Here is a 25,716-nt window from a genome sequence, read left to right on the forward strand (position 1 = left end):
GCCGTGAGCGATCATCATCAGGCCTGCGCGACACGTTCGCGCAGGGCCTGCTTTTCCGCTGCACTCAGAAATGCCATTTCCAGCCCGTTAATCTGTGCCTGGCGGATCTGTTCACGGCTCAGCCCGGCGGCCGGCGCGGCAATCTCATATTCATGACCGATGTCGATACCCTGTACCGCCGGATCGTCAGTATTGATGCTGGCCAGAATGCCGTGCTCAAGGAACCTTTTCAGCGGATGACGATCGAGGGATGCCACGGTGCTGGTCTGAATATTGGAGGTCAGGCAGGATTCAATGCCAATCCGCTGCTCTGCCAGGAAATCCATTAGCGAGGCATCTTCAATGGCTTTCACGCCGTGTCCGATGCGTACCGCGCCCAGTTCACGGATCGCCTGCCAGATACTTTCCGGGCCTGCCGCTTCGCCTGCATGAACGGTAATCTGCCAGCCGGCATCCCGTGCGCGGTTAAAGTGCGACAAGAACAGACTGCCGGGGAAACCGAGCTCATCACCGGCCAGATCAAGGGCCGTAATGCCGTCGCGGTGCGCCAGCAGCGCTTCCAGTTCCTGTAAGCAGGCCGCTTCGCCGAAGGTGCGGCTCAGAATGCCAATCAAACGTACCTGAACATTAAAATCGCGGCTGCCTTCACGCACCCCGGCGATAACCGCTTCCACAACGCCCGCCACTGGCAGGTTGTGGGTCATCGCCATATAACCCGGCGAGAAACGCAGCTCAACATAATGCAAACCGTTTCGCGCGGCGTCTTGCATGTTCTCATAAGCAACGCGGCGACAGGCGTCCAGTGAAGCCAGCACTTTGACGCCCCAGTCGAGTTTGGCAAGAAAGCTCACCAGATCCGGTTCACTGGATGTCACCTGGACGTGCGGGCGCAGGGCATCAAGGGTTTGAGCGGGCAAGGGGAGATTGTACTGGCGGCCAAGATCGAGAATGGTTTGGGCACGAATGTTGCCGTCGAGATGGCGATGAATATCAGTTAAGGGCAGGTTTGCATCAATCATGGTCGCACTCTTGTTTTAGCTAAAGTGCGAACCATTATAGGAAAAAATGCCGATGAAAATCTATCTCATGCATACCGGTGATAGATTCCGCCCCGTTTATTTGCCTTAACGCAGCGATGTCAGTGCGGCGATTAACCCCGCCACGCCCTGTTCCAGTTTCACGCGCGGGCAGCCAACATTCAGGCGAACAAACCCCTGGCCTTCGTTGCCGTAGGTGTCGCCGCGCATAATGGCGACTTTTTGCTCATCAATAAGCCGCGTTTGCAGTGCAGCGTCGTCTACGGCCAGCGGGCGTAAATCGATCCACGCCAGATAAGTGGATTCAGGGAGGCGCCAGTCCAGTTGTGGAAATGCGCGATTAAGCGAACGGGCAACATACGCCAGATTGGCTTGCAGGTAAGTGCGCAACGCATCCAGCCACGGTGCGCCGTCGCGATATGCAGCAATATGCGCAATTATCGAGAGTACCGCCGGTGATGACAGCCCGTTGCCATTTTTTAACGCCTCCAGCCAGGCAAGCCGTGTATCCTCATCGCCAATAATTCCCCATGCGCCCGTCAGGGCAGGGATGTTGAAACTTTTCGAGGCGGAGGAAAACAGCGCCCACGGCCCGCGTGCGACATTGCTCCACGGAATATGGGGATGGTCGCTCCAGACCATATCCATATGGATCTCATCGCTAATCACCTTCACGTTATACCGCCCGCACAGCGCGGCCATGGTGGCTAATTCCTCGTGCGTCCACACCTTGCCGGTGGGGTTTTGCGGGCTGCATAACAACAATATTTTGCTTTCCGGGCGCGCCAGGACGGCTTCGAGTTGTGCCATATCGCAATACCAACCCGTTTCATTTTGCTGTAGCGGAACCGCCAGTAACTGTCGTTGATTGGCGGCAATCGCTTTGTAAAAGGCATCGTAAGCCGGGGTATGTACCACAATGCCATCGCCGGGCTGCGACCACTGGCGGATCATCTCGGCAATCATCCAGATAACAGAGGGGCCATAGACAATCGTCTGGCTGTCAATTTTAGTCGCAAAACGGCTGGCGAGCCAGTGTTCAATGGCCCCGAGGAAATCATCGTTCTTCCAGCGGCTATAGCCCAGTACGCCGTGCGCCAGACGCTGTTGCATGGCGCTAATGATGCAGGGCGCGGTGGCGAAATCCATATCGGAAATGGTGAACGGGAGCAAATCCGCACGGCCAAAGCGATCGGTCACATAATCCCACTGCGTGCACCAGGTTCCATGTCTGTCAATAACCGTAGAAAAATCAAAATTATCCATTCTTTATCCTGCCTCCACCGCAGAGGGGGCTTGTGGGGTGATCATTAACTGCGCCATTTCGTCTTTTACCGACTGGACCTGCGGGCCGATGACCACCTGTAGATTATGCTCATTGACTTTGATAACCCCAATGGCGCGATGCGCTTTCAGGGCATCGACATTGACCCGTGACATCTCTTTCACCGATAAACGTAAACGGGTTATGCAGTTATCCAGCGTTTGTACATTTTGCGCACCGCCCAGCGCATTCAATAGCGCGGGAACATCATAACCTGACTGGCCCGGCGTACTGGCGGGGGCGCTTTGCGCTACCTCGCTTTCACGTCCCGGTGTTTTTAAATCGAAGTGTTTAATCGCAAAGCGGAACAGCGCGTAGTAGACGATAAACCAGATAGCGGCGACCAGCGGCACCAGATACCACTTGGTTGCCAGACCGTGCAGCACCCCGAAAACAATAAAATCGATAATATTGCCGTCGGTGTTACCAATCGTGACGCCGAGCACCGCCATGGCGGTAAAACCCAGCCCGGTCAATACGGCGTGGATCAAATAGAGCACTGGCGCGACGAAGAGGAACAGAAACTCGATCGGTTCCGTGGTCCCGCCGACGACACAGGCAATTACCCCGGAAATAAGCAGACCTTTTATTTTGTGGCGATTCTCAGGTTTGGCGCAGTGATACATCGCCAGCGCCGCGCCGGGTAACCCCCCCAGGAAGGCGGGCATTTTGCCCTGGGAGAGAAAACGCGTCGCGCTTTCTGAAAAGCCGTGGGTTTCTGCGCAACCAAGCTGCGCCTGGAAAATGGTCAGTGCGCCGCTAACGCTGTGTCCGCAGACCTCCATCGTGCCGCCAGCATCCGTAAAGCGGATCAGCGCCACCAGAATATGCTGCAAACCGAAGGGGAGTAACAGGCGCTCACCAGTACCAAAAATCATCGGACCAAAATCACCGGCACTCTCAATAATGTGCCCAAGGCCGCGAATACCCAGTGCGAACCACGGCCAGACCAGTGGGATCAGCAAACCAATCAACCCCATGACGACGCTGGTGACAATCGGCACCGAACGCGTACCGCCAAAGAAAGCCAGCGCATCCGGCAGGCGCAGGGTGTGAAAACGCTCATGCAAACGCCAGATGATCACGCCCGCAATCACCGCGCCAAGGATCCCTGTATCAATCGACTGAATGCCGAGCACGTTCTGAACGTTGTGGCTTTTGAGCACGGCGGCATCGCTGGTGGGCAAAATCCCCCGGGCGGTCAGCCAGAAATTCACCGCCAGACTCATGACCGCATAGCCGACAAAACCGGAGAATGCCGCCACGCCTTTATCTTCACGCGCAAGACCCAGCGGAATGGCGATGCAGAACATCACGGGCAGGAAACTAAATGCAAATGAGCCGATTTTGCTCATCCAGATAAAAATGGCCTGTAAGAGCGGATGGCCTAAGAAAGGGATAAGGGAGATCACATCACGGCTGCTCAGCGAACTGCCGATGCCCAACATGATCCCGCAAAACGACAGCAGCGCCACCGGCAACATAAAGGTTTTGCCCAACTGCTGGAAAAATTCCCACAACGTTATTTTCTGCGCGGTATTACCCGTCATAACGACTCCTTTATCGAATTAAGCCAGGCTCACACTTCTTACAACAGAGCGTAGGGTTTTATCAGGTTTCAGGCGTAAGCAGCATGTTTATTTTTCGCTCTTCACCCGTTTCAGATTTCGCCAGGGTGAACGCTTTCATGTCAGGAAATGTTCACATTAAGAAATTAATGAGAATTTTTCATGGAACGCGTTGCGCGCGGCCAAATCCCTGACTATTTTTATTGACGATCAGAACCCTCCCACCATAGCGCGGAGGCCGGGCTCTCTTTTATATCCAGGACTACTATGCAGACGACAACCACAGAAGAACAGCTCAATGCGTATTTTGGTGCGAATACGCGGAATTATGAAGAAGAAAAGAAAGTGATTAGTGACATCATCTATAACCTCCAGTTAAAGCAAACGGAGGTCAGTAATAAACATCTTATTTTGGCGCTGATCGGGCTGTTGGAAACCGAAGACGATGTTGTGAAACTGGATATTTATCGTAGTGCCTTAGAAATGGTCGTGCAGAAAACGCCCGATGATTTATAAGCCAGGACGCTGTGCTAAAAAAAGCCTTCGTTGTTACGAAGGCTTTTTTATCAGGCGGTGTGGGTAACCCGTTCCATTATTTGCTGTCGGGCCGCTTCAAGGATCCGCTTTTGGCGTGATTCGGTTGTCATAATGCTCTGCGCACGCAGCACCATCAAGAGATTGCTGGGCTTAACAGGCATTTGAGCATTCATAAGATATGTGGCAGCTAAACCAATTGCCTCATGGATTTCGTCAGGCTGAACTTGCTCATCGTCGTTCAATTACACTCCCTTAATGCAGATATGACTCAGGCTTCTAAGCCCACAGGCCAGATCAAATTCACTGAGCATTTAAGGGAACATGCGAAGCAAGTCTGAATAGAAGGGCGAAAAGTAGGGAGGCCCGGCAAAGAACACCAGACCATGCGAAAGGATCTTAAATCAGCGCTTCAGTGCTTACGGGCTTTGCTGTCCATTTCCGGGCCAGATAAAGGCAACCAGCTTCGGAGTCGGCTTACCTGCAAACTGCCCTTGAGCCCACGTGTAGCCACCGGTTGGGTTTTGTAATGATGAATTCCGCTAATCGCGGTCTGAAAAGCTTTGCGTCGGTCGTTATCCGATTCATCCCGCAAAAACGCCTGCAATTGCCCAATCAGTGCATCGTAAGAGACATCATCATCTGACTCAAGAAGGGTAAGAACGGCTTCTCCCATCACGGTATCTACAAGCTTATCCGACTCATTTTTACTCATTCTGCCTCTCAAATTTTGCGGCACGGGGTTAAGCGCTGTACCCCTTTAAGCATTTTATTAACGACATGCTGAAGTTATAACGCATTTAGGAACTTATTGGAAATTATGTGTTTGTTTTCTTTCCAAAAACCAGGCCAAGTAGCTCGCCATAATGGGCTTCGAGTAACGGATCGGTTTCATTATCGATGCGTGATGCCAACTTAATGCACAGACTCTGGCGGCTGACTTGTCGCTTCTCACGCAGCATCTCGATCACAATCGCCCCTAACGTCTCTTCGGTGGAGGGCGTGTTGCCCTGCGGGCACAAAGCGCTCTCTCCAGTACCCTTACCCGGGAATTCCTTCACGACTGTCCTCTCTTAATACGGGATTGAAGTCAAAACACCTGATGGGAAATAAGCAAAAAAGTGCGGGCAGGATCCACGCCGCAAATGCATTCAGCGGGGCTGCGTTTCGTCGGCTAATAATAACCTAAAGAAATATATCGTGGTAAAAAAATCACTGAGATTAAGGATATATCTTCGCTGGTAAAAATAAGCCCCTGCGAAAGAGGGGCTTAAGATTACTGTTGCGGAACGGCAGGTACCGGGGGGACGGTTTCGTCCGGCTGCGCGGGCTGAAGCGATGGCAGACCAAACATGCCGACAAACTGCTCAAGCGGCATTTTCTCGCCGTTCAGCGTGACCTGGCCGTTAGCATATTGCAGGCTGGTGAGAATGGTATTGTTCTCAAGGGTGGTGATGCGGAACATCTGTCCCATCGCCGCAAGGCCTTTAACCTGCTGGTTCGCAAGTTTGGCAGCGTCTTCCTGCTGGTAACCCTGCAATTTCGCCACCTGAGTCATTACCTCTGTCGCCATATCTACCGGAATGGACAACTTGCTGTCGAGAGATTTCACGTTCCTGTCCACTTGAGCGGCCAGCGTTTGCGGCGCGTCAGGCGTGGTAGCGGGATCTTTCAGGAACAGCGACAGGTTAAAAGTGGATTCCCCTTTCGCATTTTTCCAGCTCAGCGGAGCAACAGTGATAACCGGCTCGCCTTTAAGCAGCAACGGCACAACGTTGAGGAGCGCTTCGGTGGCTTTCTGCTGGTACAGTTCCGGGTTCTGCACGACATCCGGTTGTGCCATTAATGCACGAACCTGCGCGTCATACTGCTGGCTGGCTTGATGCCAGGCTTTGCCGTCCAGTTGGCCGACTTTCAGCGTCAGCTTTCCGCTACCCAGATCCTGGCCCTGAACTTTCAGGCTATTCAGCGTGTAGTCGACCTGGCTATTGATGTTTTTCTTATCATCGGCGATGTCGGATTTGGCCGTTAAGTTCATGCCTTCCAGCACCGCCATCTCTTTGTTCTCAACGGAAATAGAGAGCTTATCGAGGCTCATTTTCTGGCTGCCGGTGCGCTCATCAAACTCTGCGATTTCGCTGGAACCGTCCGTTTTCAGGTTGTTGAACGATAACTGCACTTTCTGGCCGAACTCATTGACCGTATCGACCAGGCCGCTCTGTGCTTCACCGCTCAGCGAGAGGGCATTGCCGTCTTTGTCAGCGCTGAAGCGGAAATTCCCGCCGCTAAAGGCGACTTTTTCACCCTCTTTTTCAGAGCTCAGCGGGCGCAACGTGATATCACTGCGGGTATCGCCACCGTAACCGATACGGGTTTCAGCCACAAAAGGCGATTCCCCTTTGGCAATATCAAACAGCCCTTTAGTGACCTCATTATTCACCAGTTGCGTATGCACGGATGCCATGGCGGGTGTCAGGCTAAAGGATTTCAACTGCGCCAGCGGGAAGGGGCCGTGATCGACATCTTCATGCAGAACGATGCTCTGACCCGGTTTCAGCCACGTATTCGTGCTGCCCGGCAGCGGTTTGATTTGCAGGGTGAAGGTACTTGAGAAGAGGCTGCGTTTGTAATCCTGCGCCGAGAGCTCCACGTTGGCTTCTGGCGCGTTGCGCTTGATTTGCGCATTCGCCTGGCTGACCATTTCGGCCAGACGACTTTCAATTTGTTTTCCTGTGTACCAGGCTCCGCCTGTCCAGACGACTCCCAGTGCAACAATGATCCCTGCGGCAACCAACGTTTTTTTCATAGCGTTTATCCCTAAAATGAAACCAGGCGGTGGAGACCGCCTGGACTGTCGAATGAAGTTAGCTAAAGCTTAGCAATAGTTGCTTCGAAGTTCAGTAACTTAGTCGATTTTATTAAACACGCGGGCGATTCTCCCGGTACCGCTTGCCGCCACAGGAGACTCGTCTGCGGCAATAAACGCCGACTCGCCTGCTTTCAGCACCAGGTTCTCCGAACCCTTACTGAGCACGGCTTCACCCTCCACACAAAACACAATGGCCGCACTCTGCTGCGCCAGCGGGGTTTCCGTCGTCGAAAGATCGTGCAACGAGAAAGCAAAATCCGCGACCGGGATCGGGAAATCGAGCTCTGCGCCGTGGCGGGCTGGTTGGGTCAACAATTCACCGGCAGGTTTCGGCGTGAATTTCACATTCGCCACCAGTTCCGGGATATCAATATATTTTGGCGTTAACCCGGCGCGCAGTACGTTGTCGGAGTTCGCCATCACTTCCAGCGCCACGCCCTGCAAATAGGCATGCGGGGTTTCTGCAAACAGGAACATTGCTTCGCCCGGATTAAGTTTCACCACGTTAAGCAGCAGCGGAGAGAAAAGCCCGCTGTCATCCGGGTAAAACTCCGCAATCAGGCGGATGGTTTGCCACGGCTCGCCGTGTTGTTTTTCCAGCGCGGATTTCAACACCGCCAGCGCGCGGGATTTCTCATCATTTTGCATATTCAGCAATGCCGCAAACAGTTCGCTCAGGCGATCTGCGCCGGGCGCCTGCAAGAAGTGGGCAATCGCCGGGTGTGCACCGGCTACAGGTTGCAACAGTGAAACAATGTCGGAGAACTCGCGAAACGCGTTCATTGCGAGGAAAGGGGTGAGGGCGAACACCAGCTCCGGCTTATGGTTGGGGTCTTTGTAGTTACGCTCGGCGGCATCCAGCGCAATGCCGGCTGCGTTCTCTTTGGCAAAGCCAAGCTCAGAGTTTTTCTTATTCGGATGCACCTGAATCGAGAGCGGTTGATCGGCACACAGCACTTTAAACAGGAACGGTAATTCGCCAAACCGTTCGGCAACGGCGTCGCCCAGTAACCGGCGCTTATCTTCGTCAATCACGTCGCGCAGGGAGCGGGTCTGGCCGCTGGCGTCCTGCACTTTTGAGCTGCTCTTCGGGTGCGCGCCCATCCACAACTCGGCCATCGGCAGGTTGTCGGGATTCGCCACACCATAGAGATCCGTTAACGCAGTTTTACTTCCCCAGGCGTAGTTCTGCACTGAGTTGATGAGTTTTTGCATTATCAAGCCCTTTCTCATTTAGGAAATTATCGCGTCATTAAAGCAACAAACCCGCCGGAAGTAACCAGCGAGGATAAAAAGTCGTACTAGTCTCAGTTTTTGTTAAAAAATTGTGTAGGATATGGCGACTCGCTTTAACACAGGCAGAAGGATCTCCTGCCTGAACCATAACCAGACCGTGCCGTAAGTGAGAGAACAATGTCGAACAAACCCTTCTGTTATCAGGAACCTTTCCCGCTCGGGAAAGATGACACCGAATACTATCTACTGAGCCGCGATCATGTCTCTGTTGCCCAGTTCGACGGCCAGGAAATCCTTAAAGTCGATCCCCAGGCGCTGACACTGCTGGCGCAGCACGCTTTCCACGATGCCTCCTTTTTACTGCGCCCGGCGCATCAACAGCAGGTCGCCGATATTCTTTCCGACCCTGAAGCCAGCGAAAACGACAAATACGTGGCGCTGCAATTTCTGCGCAACTCCGAAATCGCTGCGAAAGGCATTTTGCCGACCTGCCAGGACACCGGCACGGCGATCATCATGGGCAAAAAAGGCCAGCGTGTGTGGACCGGCGGCGGTGATGAAGCCGCGCTGGCGCGTGGCGTCTATAACACGTATACCGAAGATAACCTGCGCTATTCACAAAACGCGCCGCTGGATATGTATAAAGAGGTGAACACCGGCACCAACTTGCCAGCCCAGATCGATCTTTATAGCGTCGACGGCGAACAGTACAAGTTCCTGTTTATCGCCAAAGGCGGCGGCTCCGCCAACAAAACGTATCTTTACCAGGAAACTAAAGCGCTGATCACCCCGGCGAAGCTGAAAAACTACCTGGTCGAGAAAATGCGTACCCTCGGCACCGCAGCCTGCCCGCCGTACCACATCGCCTTTGTGATTGGTGGAACGTCGGCGGAAGCGACGCTGAAAACCGTCAAACTGGCCTCGACCAAATATTATGACGCGCTGCCTACTGAAGGTAACGAGCACGGGCAGGCGTTCCGCGATGTGCAACTGGAACAGGAACTGTTGCAGGAAGCGCGTAACCTCGGCCTCGGCGCGCAGTTTGGCGGTAAATATTTCGCTCATGACATCCGCGTGATCCGCCTGCCGCGCCACGGTGCTTCCTGCCCGGTCGGTATGGGCGTGTCGTGCTCGGCGGACAGAAATATCAAAGGCAAAATCAACCGTGACGGCATCTGGCTGGAACGCCTCGAGCAAAACCCGGGCAAATACATCCCGCAGGCGTTACGTCAGGCGGGCGAGGGCGAAGCGGTGAAAGTCGATCTCAACCGCCCGATGAGCGACATTCTCGCCCAGTTGTCGCAATATCCAGTCTCCACGCGCCTGTCGCTGACCGGCACCATTATTGTTGCCCGCGACATTGCCCATGCGAAGCTGAAAGAGTTGATGGACAGCGGCGAACATCTGCCGCAGTACGTCAAAGATCACCCGATTTACTACGCTGGCCCGGCAAAAACGCCGGAAGGCTATGCGTCGGGATCCCTTGGGCCGACCACGGCCGGGCGCATGGATTCGTATGTCGATCAGCTGCAATCGCAGGGCGGCAGCATGATCATGCTGGCGAAAGGCAACCGCAGCCAACAGGTAACGGATGCCTGCCACAAACATGGCGGTTTTTATCTCGGCAGCATTGGCGGCCCGGCGGCGATCCTCGCGCAAAACAGCATTAAGCACCTGGAGTGCGTGGCGTACCCGGAGTTGGGTATGGAAGCTATCTGGAAAATTGACGTAGAGGATTTCCCGGCGTTTATCCTGGTGGATGACAAAGGGAATGACTTCTTCCAGCAGATCCAGTCTGGCCAGTGCGCCAGTTGCCTGAAGTAGTAGTAGCCGCCCTGCGGGGCGGTTTTTTGTCTGTGTTGTCGGTCAGATAAAGCAACGCCGCCCTCCGACAAGACGTTTAAGCACAAAGCCATAAACAACATTCCAAAAAGCACCAATACTTTTACTTGTTTGCAAGTGAGCAATGTCGATACCTACCATCACTTTGTAGCCAAGGAGAGAGTAATGACAACGCATCGCAGTGAGAAAGATTCGATGGGCGCAATTGACGTCCCGGCAGACAGGCTGTGGGGGGCGCAAACCCAGCGGTCGCTTGAGCATTTTCGCATTTCAACGGAAAAAATGCCGGTCTCGCTGATCCACGCGCTGGCGCTGACCAAGCGTGCGGCGGCGAAGGTTAACCAGGATTTAGGGCTGCTGCCCGAAGAGAAAGCCCGGGCGATTATTGCTGCGGCGGACGAAGTGCTGGCCGGGAAACACCCCGACGAGTTTCCGCTCGCTATCTGGCAAACCGGTTCCGGCACCCAGAGCAACATGAACATGAACGAAGTGCTGGCCAACCGCGCGAGTGAGATCCTCGGCGGCGTGCGCGGCATGGAGCGCAAAATTCACCCGAATGATGACGTCAACAAGAGCCAGAGTTCTAACGATGTCTTCCCGACAGCGATGCATGTGGCGGCGGTTATCGGCGTGCGTGAGCAACTGATCCCACAATTACAGGTGCTAAAAAAAACGCTGAGCGAAAAATCGACCGCCTTTGCCGATATCGTCAAAATCGGCCGTACCCATTTGCAGGACGCGACGCCGTTAACCCTCGGGCAGGAGATTTCCGGCTGGGTGGCGATGCTTGAGCATAATCTTAAACATATTGAGCAGAGCTTGCCGCACCTCGGCGAACTGGCGCTGGGCGGCACCGCCGTCGGTACCGGGCTGAATACCCACCCGGAATATGCCGAACGCGTGGCGAAAGAGCTGGCGAGCTTTACGCAACAGCCGTTTATCACCGCGCCGAACAAGTTCGAAGCGCTGGCGACCTGCGACGCGCTGGTACATGCACACGGGGCGCTAAAAGGGCTGGCTTCTTCGCTGATGAAAATTGCCAACGATGTGCGCTGGCTGGCGTCTGGCCCGCGCTGTGGCATTGGCGAAATCGCCATCCCTGAAAATGAACCGGGCAGCTCCATCATGCCTGGTAAAGTGAACCCGACGCAGTGCGAAGCGATGACCATGCTCTGCTGTCAGGTGTTGGGCAACGATGTGGCGGTCAATATCGGCGGCGCGTCCGGTAACTTCGAGCTTAATGTCTATCGCCCGATGGTTATCCATAACTTCCTGCAATCGGTTCGCTTGCTGGCGGACGGTATGGAGAGCTTCAACGAGCATTGTGCCGTGGGGATCGAGCCGAACCGCGAGCGTATTAATCAGCTACTGAATGAATCGCTGATGCTGGTAACGGCGCTGAACACCCATATCGGCTATGACAAAGCGGCTGAAATTGCCAAAAAAGCGCACAAAGAGGGGCTGACGCTGAAGGCCTCGGCGCTGGCGCTCGGCTACCTGACGGAAGCCGAGTTCGATAGCTGGGTTCGCCCGGAATCGATGGTTGGCAGCATGAAGCAGGTCTAATTCGCAAGGTAGAGGTGCAGCCGGGGAATGAGTAACGTCAACGGTTGCGCCTGCGGTTTATAGCGGTGCTGCACATTATCGGCGTTGTAATCCAGCAACTCGCCGATATCCGGCACCGTCCCGCCATTCTCTTCTGAAATCAAGGTGATAATCGGCGTCGGGCAGGCGTACTGCACCTGTTTTTGCGATCCGGAATACCAGACGCGGGCGATTGGCTGCACTTTCACTGGTCGTTTGATTTTTAACCGGGCCTTTTGCGGCAGGGCGGCGATATCGTTGTACTCCTGCTGAACGCGGGACAGCCACGCTTCGCGCGTGAATGAAGAGACGGCGCGCGGTGATTTCAGGCTTTTCTCCAGTTGTGCCAGCACCTCATCACGGGTGAGATTTTTAATGATGTGTTTATTCGCCCAGCCAAAACGGATGGTCGCCGGAGCGCGAAGCTGCGTTAGCGTGCGGTACGCATTCAGTGTGATAAGCCCCGGCAGATGGCGATGCACCCACTCAAAGCGGGCAGCGGGAGCCAACCCGGACTCCACGGTAACGATGCGCTCAAAGGTCAATTTCAATGAATTGATGTCATCAATACGTTTTTCCAGCGCCGCCATTGTGGCGTTATTGGCCTGATAGCAGAGCACGCCCGGTAGCCGCACGGCGGCTTTACTGCTGCGGTTTTCCGATTGCTGCTGAATAAACAGATGGGTGTAATGGCCCAGTGCAAGGCTGGCGGCCTGCTTGCCAATATGCTGTTCAACATGAATGGTGTTCAGCGGATCGTGTTCCGCGCCTTTGGTGACTTCCGGCAGGGTAAACACCCGCGCAGCCATTAACCGGCAGTCGCTCAGTTCCGCTTTCAGCGCCGCCAGTTCATGCTCCAGTTGGCGAAAGGTGGCGTTCAGGCGGTCGATAAGATCTAAAGCAGCCATAGCGTTCCCTCTTAGTTACAACATACTTTTTAATTTATAGCACAGTCGCCGGGCATCGGCCACTGTGTCGTTATCGTTCCGGAAGGGCGTTTCAGGAAGGGAGCTGAATGTGGTGATAAATGGGCCACTGAAACGTAAATCGCGCACCGCCCAATTCGCTCTGTGTGCAACTGACGTTGCCGCCAAACGCCTGTGCAATAGAGCGCACAATCGCCAGTCCTAAGCCACAGCCGCCCGTTGCGCGGTCGCGGCTCGGATCGAGGCGCACAAACGGTTCGAACACACGTTCGCGCTCTTCAGGCGCAATCCCCGGGCCGTCATCTTCCACCGTCATACTGGCAAGTGAACCCTGGCGCTGGAGGGTCACTTTTACCGTTTGCTGGCTGTAGCGCAGGGCGTTGTTCACCAGATTATCCAGCACGCGCTCCATCAACCGCATATCAAGTGCACCAAACTCTTCGCCTGGCACGTAGTTGAGCAATAACGTATGTTGCGGATTCATGCTGCGGGCATCATCCATATAGCTGCTAAACCAGGCGGGCAGATCCGGCGTGGTCAGTTTCAACTCAGTCTGCGGGCGATCGAGGCGGGCATAGGTTAGCAATTCTTCAATTAACCCTTCGAGTTGGCCGATATCGCGATTCAGCGCAGTGCGCTCCGCTTCGCTGAGGTTATCGCTCATTTCCAGCCGGTAACGCAGCCGGACCAGCGGGGTGCGCAGCTCGTGGGCGATGCCGTCGATCAGCTGTTTTTTGCTGGCAATGAGCGCGTTGATATTATCGGCCATCTGGTTAAAGGCAATGCCGAGACGTTCAAAACTGGATGCGCTGTCAAAATGAATGCGCTCCTCCAGATGCCCGTCGCCGAAGCGTTGCGCGGCCGTCTCCAGGCGCAACATCTCCTGCCAGTGCGGGCGCATCCAGATAAACACCGGGAAGGCGAGGGAGATGGCGATCAGCGCCATCAATCCCATATCCAGCAGCCGGGTTTCATGCAGGAAAAAGAGGTAGGGAACCGGGCCAACCGCCAGCACGTAGTGGCTGCGCGGAATACGCTGAATAAAGGTGTACTCGGCATCGAGCGCCACAATATCACCTTCGCGCAACCGCTGTGCTGTCGGTGCGTCGAGGGTGAATTTATTCATAGGTTCAATACGCAGGTTAAATGACAGGTTCAGATCCAGCTCTTTCAGGGTTTTTGCCCACTGATGTGGCGGGATTTCGCGCAGCTCACTGCGCATCAGGTACAACGAACTTTTCATTAAATCATCAAGAGACTGGCGACCCGCGCGCTCGGCGGTAAATTTGTACACCAGACCCACCAACATCGTCATTACCAGAAAGCAGACGAACAGCAACAGGTAAAACTGGACGAACAGCTTTTTCATAATGACACCTGGTTACGTGCTTCAGTTGTCCCACGCATGGGGAGCAAACAGATAGCCTTTGTTGCGGACGGTTTTAATGCGATACGGCTCCGTTGCGCTGTCGAGCAGCTTTTTACGCAGGCGGGAAATTGCTACATCAACGCTGCGATCCATGCCGTCGTAGCTGACACCGCGCAAGTTTTTCAGCAGCGCGTCGCGATCCATGATCTGCCCGGCGTGGGTTGCCAGCTCCCACAGCAGTTCAAAATCGGCGGTGGAAAGGGCGACCTGAACGCCTGCGAGCAGCACCTGGCGATTGACTGGATCAATAGACAACGTGCCGAAGGTGATGGTTTTATGCTGTTTCAGTGAGGGAACGGCAGTTTCCGTTGCGGCGCTGGTGCGCTGGCGTAAATGCAGACGCAGACGCGCCAGCAACACGGCGGGCGGTGTGGTTTTGAGAATGTAATCGTTCGCGCCCATTTCGAGAGAAAGGATATGGTTCATATCGCTATCAAGCGAGGTCAGTAGCACAATCGGGCCGGTCCACTGTTTGCGTAAATCGCGGCACAAGGTCATGCCATCTTTGCCGGGCAGCATAATATCCAGCAGCACCAGTTCGGGGTTTTCCCGGCTGATAACCTCTTCGGCGCGATCGCCACGGGGTTCAACAATGACATCCATATCGTGTTTGCCCAGGTACGCGGCTATTAGCGCGCCCACTTCCGGGTCGTCTTCCACAAAAACGATCTTATTCATATGTCATCGTGATTGGACAAAAACGTCAACATACACCGCCTTGTGGCAACCTGCCATTAATCTTTTCTAAACAACAAGCGTTCCGTTATGCTGTAGGTCTTTGTTGTTAAAGTGTGAAGAGAAGATGATGGGATTGCTTATCAAAGCGGCGATTGGTGCGCTGGTGGTGGTGCTGATCGGTTTGCTGGCTAAAACAAAAAATTACTATATCGCCGGGTTAATCCCGCTGTTTCCCACTTTTGCTTTGATTGCCCACTATATTGTGGCAACCGAGCGCGGTATCGACGCGTTGCGCACTACCATTGTCTTCGGCATGTGGGCAATTATTCCGTACTTTATCTATTTATTGTCGCTATGGTATTTCACGGGATTTATGCGGGTCTGGCCGGCGCTGGGCTGTGCGGTGCTTTGCTGGAGCCTCAGCGCCTGGCTGTTAATCTATTGCTGGAGTCGCCTCCATTAAACTCACCGCATCAGCATCCATGTAGCGGGCAGGGCGGCAACCAGGAGCAGGGCGATCAATGCTTTTTCCCGCTGCATCAGTGCGTCAGTCATTTCATGGGTGCGGCGGGCGTACATAAACACCAGCAGACCCGGCGCATAGAGCACCACAGAAAGCAGTAAGTGCATTGGGCCGGACGCGTACAGCAACCACAAACCATATACGCAGGCACCGACCGCAACCGTACGATGCAGCGGACGGCGGGCGATTTTCAGCAGGAATGCGCCAACCAAAAAGTAAGGCACCAGAATCATCTCGGAGGCGATGGTCAACAGCGTGTTGTAATCCGAGCCGGTGAGCCAGATTAACACCAGGCACACCTGGACGCTGGCGTTGGTTAGCCACAGCGACGCCGCAGGCGCATTGTTTTTGTTCTGGTGCGCAAAAATACGCGGGAAGGCTTTATAGGTCGCGGCCAGCAGCGGCACTTCTGCCGCCATAATGGTCCAGCTCAGATAGGCTCCGCAGACCGAGACAATCAACCCTGCGGCGATCACTACTTCACCCCAACTGCCAAGCAATTTCACCATCAGCCCGGCCATGGAAGGATTACGCATTTCCGCCAGTTCAGGGCGCGCCACGACGCCAAGGGAAAGCAGCGTTACCAGTAAGTAAACGGTTAATGCTGCCAGCACCGCCAGCAATGTGGCGCGGCCAACATCGTGTTTATTGCGCGCGCGGGCGGAGACCACCACAGCGCCTTCCACGCCGATAAATACCCACAAGGTGATGAGCATGGTGTTTTTCACCTGTTCCCAGACAGGAACGCCCAGCGCGATGCCGCTGAAATCGAATTTGAATTTGTCGAGATTAAAGGCCAGCGCTGCCAGCACCACAAACAGCCCGAGCGGCACCAGTTTCGCCAGCGTCGCGGCCAGATTGATGCTCGCCGCAGTCTGCACGCCGCGCAGCACCAGCGCGTGGACAATCCACAGCAGCGCGGAGGCACCGACGATGGACTGCCAGGTATTGCCATCGCCAAACAGGCGCAGCGACGGTGTGTCGGTAAAAAAGCTGAGGGCAGAAAAGACGATCACCAGGTAGGAAACGTTGGCGATCACCGCGCACAGCCAGTAACCCCAGGCCGAGCAAAAACCAATTAGCTCACCGAAACCTTCACGCGCATACGTAAAAATGCCGCCATCGAGATCCGGGCGGATACGGGTCAGGATAAGCATGGCGAAGGCCAGCAGTAGAATTCCCGCGCCGGTAATGATCCAACCGATAATCAGCGCTGCCGGGCTGGCAACCTCGGCCATATTTTGCGGCAGGCTGAACACGCCCGCGCCGAGCATTGAGCTTAAAACCAGCGCAGTTAAAGCGCTAAGGCCAAGTTTTTTTTCCATTGTTATCCTGTCAAAAAAGCAACTCATCCAGAATAATTATTTTGCCGTGGCGCATAAATATGGTGGATATCACTGAGGCGCGGAATTTTACGGAGAGTCGTCAGGGCATGCAATGAGGGGGAGGCAAATTTTGTGAAAAAGGAGAAAAAAATGAAAAAAAGGCGGCTGAAAAGGCCGCCTTGATTCACCACGCCAATTATTTGTAGAGGTCGGCGCTGATGGTCATGTTGTTACCGCTTTCGGACCACTGACGCGTAATGTGGTAATACTTCGCGCCTTTCGCCGCGGCACGTTTGGCAACCTGATAGGAAATTTCAGTCATGTTGCCGTAGTTACCGGTGAACTTGATGCTGTCGAACGGCACCATTTGCGCGGCAGTGATTTTATTCACTTCTTCAATTTTTTTGCCGTCAGGCAGCGTGACGCTGTAACGCCCACCGCTGGAGGATTGTGTTTCGAAGAAGCGACCAACGCCTACGCCCGCAGTAGCATCGGAAGCCACGCCCGGAATTTCCACTTTCTTCGCTTCCTCACCACCTTTTGCCAGCGCAGCGCGGCCAGCGTCGGAATCACGCGGAATGGCATCGGCGCTTTGCAGCACGCGTTTTTTCGCGTCGGCTTTATAGATGAAAGCGGTAACAAGCTGGTTACCGCCCTGGTTAGCATCAACCTGGCGCACAATGTAGAACGAATGCGCACCTTTGGCTTTGGCCGCTTTGGTAATGGCATCGTTCACTTCTGGCTGCGTGCGGAAGAAACCTTGTACGGTAACCGTATCGTAAGGTTGCAGTTCAACGGCTTTATCTTTTGGTAATTCAGTGACGCCGTTAATGACACGGTATTCCGGTTTATCGGCTTTCGCTGCATCTGCTTTGTATAAATCTGCGGTAACACGTTGGTTGCCGCTATTACCGGCATCGTGGGTGTCCACAACATAAAATGCCGCCGCGCCTTCTTTATCCGCGCGTTTGGACACAGCGTTAACAGCATCACCAATGGCATTAAAGCGCCCAGTGATAACGATGCGATCGTAAGGTTTCACCGCCGCTGCTTGCTCCGGTGTTAACTCTGTCGCGGCGTTAGCAGTGAACGCGGTCGCAGACAGAAGTGCTGACGCCAGGAGGGTGTACTTAAGCTTCATAAAAATAATCCTTCGCCTTGCGCAAACCATAAACTGGTGTTGTTGTTGGGAAAACGTCGGTGATTATTGCATTTAAACAGCGCGACTGTCTGCGTCATTTTTCACTGACTGTGCGGTGGTTGGGGTTAATAATCATAACCTTTAGTGATAGGTTGATAAAACAGACGCTTGACCAGCAAAATCGATAAACCATATGACTTTTTAAAGTTAATGCATTGTTAAAAAGCGGATCTTCGCTGGAGATTAATCGTGTTTTGCCGCTTCGCTTGAGCGGAATATCGGCCTGTAAGCGCGAATTAAAGGCAAATAACCTTATTAGCCCCCCTGTAAGCTTGATTCTCACTGATAAAGGCATCATTTCGCCTTTCCGGCAGTGGATCGCAGGCGTTATTTTCAGTAGGTTATAGAAAGTTTGTTACTGTTTTATTCACCGGGGTTTTTATGCCGGGAGACTGACAAACCATCATCTAAAACCGATGGAAGGGAAAACTATGCGTATTGGTGTACCTAAAGAACGGTTGGCCAATGAAACCCGCGTTGCGGCGACACCGAAAACGGTCGAGCAATTGCTTAAATTGGGTTTCACCGTCGCGATTGAAAGCGGCGCTGGCAAACTGGCAAGTTTCGATGACGATGCGTTCACCCAGGCAGGGGCGACGATTGTAGACGGCGAGAATGTCTGGCATTCGGATGTGATCCTGAAGGTTAACGCGCCGGAAGAAGAAGAGATTGCGCTGCTTAATCCGGGCACAACGCTGGTCAGCTTTATCTGGCCAGCACAAAACCCGGAGCTGATTGAAAAACTGGCGGCGCGGAATGTCACTGTGATGGCGATGGATTCCGTGCCGCGTATCTCCCGCGCACAATCGCTGGATGCATTGAGTTCGATGGCTAACATCGCCGGATATCGTGCGATTGTTGAAGCCGCCCATGAATTTGGCCGTTTCTTCACCGGGCAGATCACCGCCGCAGGTAAAGTTCCCCCGGCGAAAGTGATGGTCATTGGCGCAGGTGTTGCGGGTCTTGCCGCAATTGGCGCAGCCAACAGTTTGGGCGCAATTGTCCGTGCTTTCGATACCCGTCCGGAAGTTAAAGAACAGGTGCAGAGCATGGGTGCCGAGTTCCTTGAACTGAACTTTGAAGAGGAAGCGGGCAGCGGCGACGGCTACGCGAAAGTGATGTCTGAAGCCTTTATCAAAGCGGAAATGGAACTGTTCGCCGCGCAGGCAAAAGATGTCGACATTATCGTGACGACGGCGCTGATTCCGGGCAAACCTGCACCGAAACTGATCACCCGTGAAATGGTTGATTCCATGAAAGCGGGAAGCGTGATTGTCGATTTGGCCGCGCAAAACGGCGGCAACTGCGAATACACCGTTCCGAACCAGGTCACCACCACCGCCAATGGCGTCAAAGTGATTGGTTATACCGATCTGCCTGGTCGCCTGCCGACGCAGTCTTCCCAGTTGTACGGCACCAACCTTGTTAATTTACTGAAACTGTTGTGTGTCGAGAAAGACGGCAACGTGGTTGTTGATTTCGACGATGTGGTGGTGCGCGGTGTGACGGTCGTTCGCGACGGCGAAGTGACCTGGCCGGCGCCGCCGATTCAGGTTTCTGCGCAGCCGCAGGCCGCGCCAAAAGCCGCTGCGGCACCGAAAGAAGAGGTCAAACCTGCATCACCGTGGCGTAAATACGCGTTGATGGCGCTGGCGATTATTCTTTTTGGCTGGCTGGCAGATGTCGCCCCGAAAGAGTTCCTCGGCCACTTTACCGTTTTCGCACTGGCCTGCGTGGTGGGTTACTACGTGGTGTGGAACGTCTCTCACGCGCTGCATACGCCGCTGATGTCGGTGACAAACGCCATTTCCGGCATCATTGTTGTCGGTGCGCTATTGCAGATTGGTCACGGCGGCTGGGTCAGCTTCTTTAGCTTTATCGCAGTGTTGATTGCCAGCATTAATATTTTCGGTGGTTTCACCGTCACTCAGCGCATGCTGAAAATGTTCCGGAAGAACTAAGGGGTAACAAATGTCTGGAGGATTAGTTACAGCTGCATACATTGTTGCCGCGATCCTGTTTATTTTCAGTCTGGCGGGGCTTTCGAAACATGAAACCTCGCAGCAGGGTAATAACTTCGGTATCGCCGGTATGGCGATTGCGCTGGTGGCGACCATTTTTGGCCCGGAGACCGGCAATGTGGCGTGGATCCTGGTGGCGATGATCATCGGTGGCGCTATTGGTATGCGTCTGGCAAAAAAAGTCGAAATGACTGAAATGCCGGAGCTGGTCGCGGTGCTGCACAGCTTCGTCGGTCTGGCTGCGGTGCTGGTGGGTTTCAACAGTTATCTCGATCACGAAGTCGGGCTTGATCCGGTGCTGGTGAATATTCATCTGACTGAAGTGTTCCTCGGTATCTTTATTGGTGCCGTGACCTTCACCGGCTCCATTGTGGCGTTCGGCAAGCTGCGCGGGAAAATCTCGTCTAAGCCGCTGATGCTGCCAAACCGCCATAAGATGAACCTGGCGGCGCTGGTGGTCTCCTTTGTGCTGATGCTGATCTTTGTGCGTACCGAAAGTGTAGGGCTGCAAGTGCTGGCGCTGCTGCTGATGACCATTATTGCGCTGGCGTTTGGCTGGCATCTGGTGGCCTCTATCGGCGGTGCGGATATGCCGGTAGTGGTCTCAATGCTGAACTCCTATTCCGGTTGGGCGGCGGCGGCGGCGGGCTTTATGCTCAGCAACGACCTGTTGATCGTCACCGGTGCGCTGGTCGGTTCGTCGGGTGCGATCCTCTCTTACATTATGTGTAAGGCGATGAACCGCTCCTTTATCAGCGTCATTGCGGGCGGTTTTGGCACCGATGGCTCGTCCAGCGGCAGTGATGAAGAAACGGGCGAGCACCGCGAAATCAACGCCGAAGAGACAGCCGATCTGCTGAAAAACTCGCATTCCGTCATCATCACGCCGGGCTACGGCATGGCGGTGGCGCAAGCGCAGTATCCGGTGGCGGAAATTACCGAAAAACTGCGCGCGCGCGGCATAAAAGTGCGTTTCGGTATTCACCCGGTAGCCGGGCGTTTACCCGGCCATATGAACGTGCTGCTGGCGGAAGCGAAAGTGCCGTATGACATTGTGCTGGAAATGGACGAGATCAACGACGATTTCGCCGACACTGACACGGTGCTGGTGATTGGCGCGAACGACACCGTTAACCCGGCGGCGCAGGACGATCCGAAAAGCCCCATCGCCGGTATGCCGGTGCTGGAAGTGTGGAAAGCGCAGAACGTTATTGTCTTCAAACGTTCCATGAACACAGGCTATGCCGGTGTGCAAAACCCGCTGTTCTTCAAAGAGAATACGCAGATGCTGTTTGGCGACGCCAAAGCCAGCGTTGATGCCATTCTCAAAGCGCTGTAAGTTTTACCGCTTATAAATACCGCTCTTCGGGGCGGTATTTTTTTGCCCGCAATCAGCCTGGACAGAGCGTCTATACTTCTATCTCTATGTTTTTTATGCGGAGGAAGGATGACGTTTCTGTCTCGTTTTGACTTTATATCTATATTGATGTTGCCCTCGTTCTGGGTAGGCCTTGCGACGGTAGTGGTGATAACCCTGCTCGTTTATTGGCTGTTTACGCGCTTGTTGAAGATGTTGATGAAAGGGGCGAATAACTGGAGCGAAAAACAGCGCGGTGTGGGGAAAATGCAGCATGTGCTGGTGGATATGCTGAGCCGTACCAGTAAGTTCCTGCTCTTTATTGCCGCGCTACTTTTCAGCCTGCGTTTTGTCGATCTTCCTGACCGCCTGTTTAATACGCTCGGGCACGCCTGGTTTTTAGTGCTGGCGATCCAGATAGCCATCTGGCTTGATCGGGGCGTAGTGTCGTGGATGCACCATTTGATGTACACACCTGGTGGGAGCAGAAACCCGGTCACCATGGTGATTGCCGGTCTGCTGCTGCGTATGTTGCTGTGGACCATTATGCTGCTGTCGATTCTGGCGAACGCGGGCGTCAATATCACGGCGCTGGTCGCCAGCCTGGGCGTCGGCGGTATTGCCATTGCGCTTGCTGTACAAACCATCCTCAGCGATGTTTTCGCGTCGCTTTCCATCGGCTTCGATAAACCTTTCGAAATTGGCGATTTCGTCGTTTTCAATGATGTTGCTGGTACGATCGAGCACATTGGCCTTAAAACTACGCGCATACGTAGCCTGAGCGGGGAGCAGATCGTCTGCGGTAATGCCATTTTGCTGCAACAAACGCTGCACAACTATAAACGTATGCAGACGCGGCGTATCGTTTTCACCTTCGGCCTGGCATTAACGACGCCGCCGGACAAACTGCGTAAAGTGGGCGAAATGGTGCGTACCATCATTACTGAGGTTGGCAATACGAAGTTTGACCGCGCCCACTTCCTCGGGTTTGGTACCGATCGGCTGAATTTTGAGGTTGTGCATATCGTCAATTCGGCGGATTACAACACGTACATGGATATTCAGCAGGAAATTAATATCCGCATTATGGAAAAACTGGCAGAAGCGGGGATCGAACTGGCGTTGCCGTGTGTGGTGGTGAAAGGCGGAGTGGCGGTGGAAACGCCTCCTGCTGAGCCACAAGGCGAACCGGCGGCATAAAAAAACCCGCCTTGCGGCGGGTTCTACGTTTAGTCGTCTTCTTCGTCGTCAAGCTCGATCGGTGTCTGGTACTCATCTGGCTTGATAACCAGCAAATCGCAGCGCAGATGATCGATCACCTGCTCTGCGGTATTACCCAGAAACGCGGCGGAGATCCCGGTGCGCCCGATAGTCCCTAAAACAACAATCCCGGCCTGCAAATGTTCCGCCAGGTCCGGGATTACTTCTTCCGGTAAGCCTTTTTCCACATGCGTCATTTTTTCATCAATGCCAAATTTCTGCCGCAGGGCTTTCATCGCCAGCAAATGCTGACCGCGGATTGCATCGTTATAGACGCTCGGATCAAACTCCGGCAGTTCGATAGCAATATTGATAGGCGTGACCGGATAGGCACCTACCAGATGCACTTCCGTATGGTTGACTTGCTCAGCCAGTTGCTGCGTCTCTTTCACCAGTTTTTCATTCAGCGAGCTGTGGTAAATCTCTTCACTGGCGAGATTCACCGCTACCACCGCGCGAGCGCCTTCCGGCCACGGCTGATCTTTTACCATCCATACCGGGCAAGGGCATTTACGCAACAAATGCCAGTCGGTGGGGGTGAAAATAACGGATTCCAGTTTGTCGTGCTGGTGGGTCATTTTCAGCAGTAAATCATGACCGCCTGCCAGAACTTCCTGAATAATGGCTTCGAAGGGACGATTGTGCCACACCACTTTGATCTCGATAGGCACACCCGCATCGATATAATATTTCGCCTGCTCGCGGATCCACGCGGTACGCTGGCTAATGACGCCCTGACGCATTGCGGTTCGCTCATCAGGGGACAGAAGGGTGGTCATCTCGTAAGAGAAGTCGTAAATCGGTAAAAAGGCTTTAATGCGACCGCCAATCCGTTGATGCAAATACACGGCACGCCGTAATGCTGGTTGATCGTCCTGATTAGGATCGATGGCGACCAACATATTCTGATACTTAGCCATACAGGGTCTCCTTACATCTGTCACCACAGTCTGTCAGTAAAAGATAACCCATAAGAGCTGAATGAAACAGGGAAAACCTATTGCCAGATCAATAAATCAGAAAAATTTAATGACCTGGCAAAGGTGTAGAAGGCGGGGTAAAACTCAGGCTACGTTACGCGCGTGTCCGGCCAGTTGTGACAGCAGATCGCTATTCTCAATGGTGATGTATTTCCCTTTCACCGCCAACATTCCACTCTTCTGGAAACGACCCAGCAGACGGCTGATGGTTTCCACCGTCAGACCCAGATAGTTACCGATATCGCCACGGGTCATGGTCAGGCGGAATTCACGCGGTGAGAAACCGCGCTGCGCGAAACGGCGGGATAGATTATAGATAAACGCCGCCAGACGCTCTTCGGCATTTTTCTTCGACAGCAGCAGGATCATATCCTGATCGCCTTTGATCTCGCCGCTCATCAGACGCATCATCTGCTGACGCAGATTTGGCATTTTGCCGGACAGATCGTCGAGGGTTTCAAAGGGGATCTCACAGACCATGGATGTTTCCAGCGCCTGCGCAAAACTTGGATGGTGACCGGTGCCGATTGCATCAAAGCCCACTAAATCACCCGCCAGATGGAAGCCGGTAATTTGCTCATCACCTTGTTCGGTAATGGTGTAGCTTTTGATGGTGCCCGAGCGGATTGCGTAGAGCGATTTCAGTTCATCCCCTGCTTTAAACAGCGTCTGACCTTTCTGGATGGGCTTTTTACGCTCAATGATGTTATCGAGCTGATCCAGTTCGTGTTCATTGAGGGTAAAGGGGATGCAAAGCTGGCTAATGCTGCAATCCTGGCAATGGATAGCACAGCCGCCAGACTGAATGCGTCGTATAATTCGCTTTTCCGGGATCATAGGTCTGCTCTACGCCGTAATTGATATTGGTCAATTTTATCATCTTTTTATTGAGCACGTAAGCCTGGCAAAACGTCAATTCACGATTATTAAAACAGCAGAGCGAAACGATAAGCGGTGAATTTGCACCATCTCTTTGAAATTCCACCATTTCATTAAGGCTTTTATTGCAGAACGCCGGGAAAAGAACCCCAAACAAGCGTTTTTTCTCACAATAGCAAATACTTTTCATGGCGCAGGAGCCACTCTTTACGCTGCACACCGCCCGCATAGCCCGTTAATGTGCCATTGCGGCCAATAACGCGATGACAGGGCACAACAATGCTAACCGGATTTGCGCCATTGGCCGCACCCACAGCGCGAGCAGCACCCGCGCGCCCGAGAAGTGCCGCCAGTTGGCCGTAATGCATCACTTGCCCACAGGGAATTGTGCGCAATATTTGCCACACTTCACGCTGAAAAGAGGTGCCAGCGGTTGCCGTCGGCAGGGTATCGATAACGGCCAGATCGCCGTCGAAATAATCCTGCAATTTCAGGCTCAACCCGCCCGGATTGCGCGATGCGAGCCGCTGATAGCCTTCGCGGCGATAATGAATATTCAACAGTTCGATCATGCGATCGCTGTGTTCTTCCCACTCGACTGCACGCAACTGGAACTGCTCATCACACAGCAGCCATAACGGGCCAAGGGGAGTAGAGATTTTATCTTCGAGTAGCGTGAGCATCCGGCATCCTTATCAATGAATCGCGGCGTTAATTTATCAGACAAATATCTACGCCACCATACCCGGAAAGTGCGTCCGGTTGCTTTATCAATTTTTGAAAGGAATAACCATTAAGGGTTAGTTTGTGCGCCAGCGGTAATATATTCCCTGGTTTTAATGCATGAAAAAAATAGAGCCTGCCGACATCCGCCAGGCTCTACAGTACACACAAAACGCGTCCGTTCTTTATTTTTCGCTTTATTATCCGTGCGTGTTAAATACAGTTATAGCGTTCGTATCTATTATTTCCAGCCGAAATTGGTGATTGGTTTCACGATAATTAACTGAAATTTAGGATATGAGTATCGGCCTGGAGCGGTTATCTTTTTGAACCCTTAGCCGGTAAAAGGTTAATCTGCGCTAACCATTGAGCACTCGCCCCACGCCAGCTATAGTACGTGAGCAGAAGTAGCTGGAGGAC

24 protein-coding genes are annotated in these 25,716 nt (G+C 53.6%); 7 read left to right on the plus strand and 17 right to left on the minus strand.

Annotated features, from left to right (window positions below; translation table 11 throughout):
- Positions 1 to 17 precede the first annotated feature (17 nt).
- The 3 genes from add to malX all read right to left on the minus strand — a co-directional run bounded on the left by add (position 18) and on the right by malX (position 3,911).
- On the minus strand, positions 18 to 1,019 hold the full coding sequence (gene add, locus Q5705_01420; GenBank protein WLI77250.1) for an adenosine deaminase: 1,002 nt from the start codon (positions 1,017 to 1,019) through the stop codon (positions 18 to 20).
- A 105-nt stretch (positions 1,020 to 1,124) separates the two neighbouring features.
- A complete protein-coding gene (locus Q5705_01425) occupies positions 1,125 to 2,303 on the minus strand; it encodes a MalY/PatB family protein (protein ID WLI77251.1) in 1,179 nt (392 codons plus the stop codon).
- A gap of 3 nt (positions 2,304 to 2,306) precedes the next feature.
- Positions 2,307 to 3,911 (minus strand): maltose/glucose-specific PTS transporter subunit IIBC, encoded by a 1,605-nt coding sequence (gene malX, locus Q5705_01430; protein WLI77252.1) that lies wholly within the window; start codon positions 3,909 to 3,911, stop codon positions 2,307 to 2,309.
- A gap of 285 nt (positions 3,912 to 4,196) precedes the next feature.
- Between malX and Q5705_01435 the strand changes: the two genes are divergently transcribed.
- A complete protein-coding gene (locus Q5705_01435) occupies positions 4,197 to 4,445 on the plus strand; it encodes a biofilm development regulator YmgB/AriR family protein (protein ID WLI77253.1) in 249 nt (82 codons plus the stop codon).
- A gap of 50 nt (positions 4,446 to 4,495) precedes the next feature.
- Here Q5705_01435 and Q5705_01440 read toward each other — a convergent pair whose 3' ends face one another.
- The 5 genes from Q5705_01440 to manA all read right to left on the minus strand — a co-directional run bounded on the left by Q5705_01440 (position 4,496) and on the right by manA (position 8,547).
- Positions 4,496 to 4,708 (minus strand): hypothetical protein, encoded by a 213-nt coding sequence (locus Q5705_01440; protein WLI77254.1) that lies wholly within the window; start codon positions 4,706 to 4,708, stop codon positions 4,496 to 4,498.
- 167 nt (positions 4,709 to 4,875) lie between these two features.
- Positions 4,876 to 5,178, minus strand: coding sequence for a hypothetical protein (locus Q5705_01445; GenBank protein WLI77255.1), 303 nt, complete (start codon positions 5,176 to 5,178; stop codon positions 4,876 to 4,878).
- Positions 5,179 to 5,281: 103 nt separating this feature from the next.
- Positions 5,282 to 5,524, minus strand: a complete 243-nt coding sequence (locus tag Q5705_01450) for a two-component-system connector protein YcgZ (GenBank protein WLI77256.1) — start codon at positions 5,522 to 5,524, stop codon at positions 5,282 to 5,284.
- Positions 5,525 to 5,739: 215 nt separating this feature from the next.
- Positions 5,740 to 7,269, minus strand: a complete 1,530-nt coding sequence (locus Q5705_01455) for a YdgA family protein (protein WLI77257.1) — start codon at positions 7,267 to 7,269, stop codon at positions 5,740 to 5,742.
- A 99-nt stretch (positions 7,270 to 7,368) separates the two neighbouring features.
- Positions 7,369 to 8,547 carry a mannose-6-phosphate isomerase gene (manA, locus tag Q5705_01460; protein WLI77258.1) on the minus strand — a complete coding sequence of 393 codons (1,179 nt, stop codon included), beginning with the start codon at positions 8,545 to 8,547 and terminating at the stop codon, positions 7,369 to 7,371.
- 198 nt (positions 8,548 to 8,745) lie between these two features.
- Here manA and fumA point away from each other — a divergent pair, with 198 nt between their 5' ends.
- Together fumA and fumC are read left to right on the plus strand one after the other, a co-directional pair.
- Positions 8,746 to 10,392 (plus strand): class I fumarate hydratase FumA, encoded by a 1,647-nt coding sequence (gene fumA / locus Q5705_01465; protein WLI77259.1) that lies wholly within the window; start codon positions 8,746 to 8,748, stop codon positions 10,390 to 10,392.
- 183 nt (positions 10,393 to 10,575) lie between these two features.
- Positions 10,576 to 11,976, plus strand: a complete 1,401-nt coding sequence (gene fumC / locus Q5705_01470) for a class II fumarate hydratase (GenBank protein WLI77260.1) — start codon at positions 10,576 to 10,578, stop codon at positions 11,974 to 11,976.
- On the opposite strand, the gene tus is transcribed toward fumC, so the two are convergent.
- The 3 genes from tus to rstA all read right to left on the minus strand — a co-directional run bounded on the left by tus (position 11,973) and on the right by rstA (position 15,027).
- Positions 11,973 to 12,902: a DNA replication terminus site-binding protein gene (gene tus / locus Q5705_01475; protein WLI77261.1), complete on the minus strand. Its 930-nt coding sequence runs from the start codon at positions 12,900 to 12,902 to the stop codon at positions 11,973 to 11,975. The two genes, fumC and tus, sit on opposite strands and share 4 nt — an antisense overlap.
- A gap of 91 nt (positions 12,903 to 12,993) precedes the next feature.
- Positions 12,994 to 14,289 carry a two-component system sensor histidine kinase RstB gene (rstB, locus tag Q5705_01480; GenBank protein ID WLI77262.1) on the minus strand — a complete coding sequence of 432 codons (1,296 nt, stop codon included), beginning with the start codon at positions 14,287 to 14,289 and terminating at the stop codon, positions 12,994 to 12,996.
- 21 nt (positions 14,290 to 14,310) lie between these two features.
- Entirely contained in the window at positions 14,311 to 15,027 is a 717-nt protein-coding gene (gene rstA / locus Q5705_01485; protein ID WLI77263.1) for a two-component system response regulator RstA, read from the minus strand.
- Positions 15,028 to 15,154: 127 nt separating this feature from the next.
- Here rstA and Q5705_01490 point away from each other — a divergent pair, with 127 nt between their 5' ends.
- Positions 15,155 to 15,490: a GlpM family protein gene (locus tag Q5705_01490; protein WLI78941.1), complete on the plus strand. Its 336-nt coding sequence runs from the start codon at positions 15,155 to 15,157 to the stop codon at positions 15,488 to 15,490.
- Positions 15,491 to 15,492: 2 nt separating this feature from the next.
- Here Q5705_01490 and Q5705_01495 read toward each other — a convergent pair whose 3' ends face one another.
- From Q5705_01495 to Q5705_01505, 3 genes are all read right to left on the minus strand, one after another.
- Positions 15,493 to 16,875 carry an amino acid permease gene (locus Q5705_01495; protein ID WLI77264.1) on the minus strand — a complete coding sequence of 461 codons (1,383 nt, stop codon included), beginning with the start codon at positions 16,873 to 16,875 and terminating at the stop codon, positions 15,493 to 15,495.
- Between the two features lie 196 nt (positions 16,876 to 17,071).
- Positions 17,072 to 18,016 (minus strand): DUF1471 family protein YdgH, encoded by a 945-nt coding sequence (gene ydgH / locus Q5705_01500; protein ID WLI77265.1) that lies wholly within the window; start codon positions 18,014 to 18,016, stop codon positions 17,072 to 17,074.
- A gap of 94 nt (positions 18,017 to 18,110) precedes the next feature.
- Positions 18,111 to 18,374 carry a hypothetical protein gene (locus Q5705_01505; GenBank protein WLI77266.1) on the minus strand — a complete coding sequence of 88 codons (264 nt, stop codon included), beginning with the start codon at positions 18,372 to 18,374 and terminating at the stop codon, positions 18,111 to 18,113.
- 133 nt (positions 18,375 to 18,507) lie between these two features.
- Between Q5705_01505 and pntA the strand changes: the two genes are divergently transcribed.
- From pntA to Q5705_01520, 3 genes are all read left to right on the plus strand, one after another.
- Complete coding sequence (pntA, locus tag Q5705_01510; protein ID WLI77267.1) at positions 18,508 to 20,037, plus strand: Re/Si-specific NAD(P)(+) transhydrogenase subunit alpha; 1,530 nt, start codon at positions 18,508 to 18,510, stop codon at positions 20,035 to 20,037.
- 10 nt (positions 20,038 to 20,047) lie between these two features.
- Positions 20,048 to 21,436: a Re/Si-specific NAD(P)(+) transhydrogenase subunit beta gene (gene pntB, locus Q5705_01515; protein WLI77268.1), complete on the plus strand. Its 1,389-nt coding sequence runs from the start codon at positions 20,048 to 20,050 to the stop codon at positions 21,434 to 21,436.
- A gap of 108 nt (positions 21,437 to 21,544) precedes the next feature.
- Positions 21,545 to 22,654: a mechanosensitive ion channel family protein gene (locus Q5705_01520; GenBank protein ID WLI77269.1), complete on the plus strand. Its 1,110-nt coding sequence runs from the start codon at positions 21,545 to 21,547 to the stop codon at positions 22,652 to 22,654.
- 29 nt (positions 22,655 to 22,683) lie between these two features.
- On the opposite strand, the gene uspE is transcribed toward Q5705_01520, so the two are convergent.
- From uspE to ogt, 3 genes are all read right to left on the minus strand, one after another.
- Positions 22,684 to 23,634, minus strand: a complete 951-nt coding sequence (gene uspE, locus Q5705_01525; GenBank protein ID WLI77270.1) for a universal stress protein UspE — start codon at positions 23,632 to 23,634, stop codon at positions 22,684 to 22,686.
- 144 nt (positions 23,635 to 23,778) lie between these two features.
- Positions 23,779 to 24,531: a fumarate/nitrate reduction transcriptional regulator Fnr gene (gene fnr, locus Q5705_01530; protein WLI77271.1), complete on the minus strand. Its 753-nt coding sequence runs from the start codon at positions 24,529 to 24,531 to the stop codon at positions 23,779 to 23,781.
- Between the two features lie 209 nt (positions 24,532 to 24,740).
- Complete coding sequence (gene ogt, locus Q5705_01535) at positions 24,741 to 25,256, minus strand: methylated-DNA--[protein]-cysteine S-methyltransferase (GenBank protein ID WLI77272.1); 516 nt, start codon at positions 25,254 to 25,256, stop codon at positions 24,741 to 24,743.
- Between the last annotated feature and the right edge of the window lie 460 nt (positions 25,257 to 25,716).

Origin of the sequence: Kosakonia sp. H02, assembly GCA_030704225.1 — a bacterium.
Taxonomy (GTDB): Bacteria; Pseudomonadota; Gammaproteobacteria; order Enterobacterales; family Enterobacteriaceae; genus Kosakonia.

Excerpts from the sequence above, each read along its gene's own strand:
- add (WLI77250.1), bottom strand. The coding sequence starts at position 1,019 with ATGATTGATGCAAACCTGCCCTTAACTGATATTCATCGCCATCTCGAC.
- Q5705_01425 (WLI77251.1), bottom strand. The coding sequence starts at position 2,303 with ATGGATAATTTTGATTTTTCTACGGTTATTGACAGACATGGAACCTGG.
- malX (WLI77252.1), bottom strand. The coding sequence starts at position 3,911 with ATGACGGGTAATACCGCGCAGAAAATAACGTTGTGGGAATTTTTCCAG.
- Q5705_01435 (WLI77253.1), top strand. The coding sequence starts at position 4,197 with ATGCAGACGACAACCACAGAAGAACAGCTCAATGCGTATTTTGGTGCG.
- Q5705_01445 (WLI77255.1), bottom strand. The coding sequence starts at position 5,178 with ATGAGTAAAAATGAGTCGGATAAGCTTGTAGATACCGTGATGGGAGAA.
- Q5705_01455 (WLI77257.1), bottom strand. The coding sequence starts at position 7,269 with ATGAAAAAAACGTTGGTTGCCGCAGGGATCATTGTTGCACTGGGAGTC.
- manA (WLI77258.1), bottom strand. The coding sequence starts at position 8,547 with ATGCAAAAACTCATCAACTCAGTGCAGAACTACGCCTGGGGAAGTAAA.
- fumA (WLI77259.1), top strand. The coding sequence starts at position 8,746 with ATGTCGAACAAACCCTTCTGTTATCAGGAACCTTTCCCGCTCGGGAAA.
- fumC (WLI77260.1), top strand. The coding sequence starts at position 10,576 with ATGACAACGCATCGCAGTGAGAAAGATTCGATGGGCGCAATTGACGTC.
- tus (WLI77261.1), bottom strand. The coding sequence starts at position 12,902 with ATGGCTGCTTTAGATCTTATCGACCGCCTGAACGCCACCTTTCGCCAA.
- rstB (WLI77262.1), bottom strand. The coding sequence starts at position 14,289 with ATGAAAAAGCTGTTCGTCCAGTTTTACCTGTTGCTGTTCGTCTGCTTT.
- rstA (WLI77263.1), bottom strand. The coding sequence starts at position 15,027 with ATGAATAAGATCGTTTTTGTGGAAGACGACCCGGAAGTGGGCGCGCTA.
- Q5705_01490 (WLI78941.1), top strand. The coding sequence starts at position 15,155 with ATGGGATTGCTTATCAAAGCGGCGATTGGTGCGCTGGTGGTGGTGCTG.
- Q5705_01495 (WLI77264.1), bottom strand. The coding sequence starts at position 16,875 with ATGGAAAAAAAACTTGGCCTTAGCGCTTTAACTGCGCTGGTTTTAAGC.
- ydgH (WLI77265.1), bottom strand. The coding sequence starts at position 18,016 with ATGAAGCTTAAGTACACCCTCCTGGCGTCAGCACTTCTGTCTGCGACC.
- Q5705_01505 (WLI77266.1), bottom strand. The coding sequence starts at position 18,374 with ATGATGCCTTTATCAGTGAGAATCAAGCTTACAGGGGGGCTAATAAGG.
- pntA (WLI77267.1), top strand. The coding sequence starts at position 18,508 with ATGCGTATTGGTGTACCTAAAGAACGGTTGGCCAATGAAACCCGCGTT.
- pntB (WLI77268.1), top strand. The coding sequence starts at position 20,048 with ATGTCTGGAGGATTAGTTACAGCTGCATACATTGTTGCCGCGATCCTG.
- Q5705_01520 (WLI77269.1), top strand. The coding sequence starts at position 21,545 with ATGACGTTTCTGTCTCGTTTTGACTTTATATCTATATTGATGTTGCCC.
- uspE (WLI77270.1), bottom strand. The coding sequence starts at position 23,634 with ATGGCTAAGTATCAGAATATGTTGGTCGCCATCGATCCTAATCAGGAC.
- fnr (WLI77271.1), bottom strand. The coding sequence starts at position 24,531 with ATGATCCCGGAAAAGCGAATTATACGACGCATTCAGTCTGGCGGCTGT.
- ogt (WLI77272.1), bottom strand. The coding sequence starts at position 25,256 with ATGCTCACGCTACTCGAAGATAAAATCTCTACTCCCCTTGGCCCGTTA.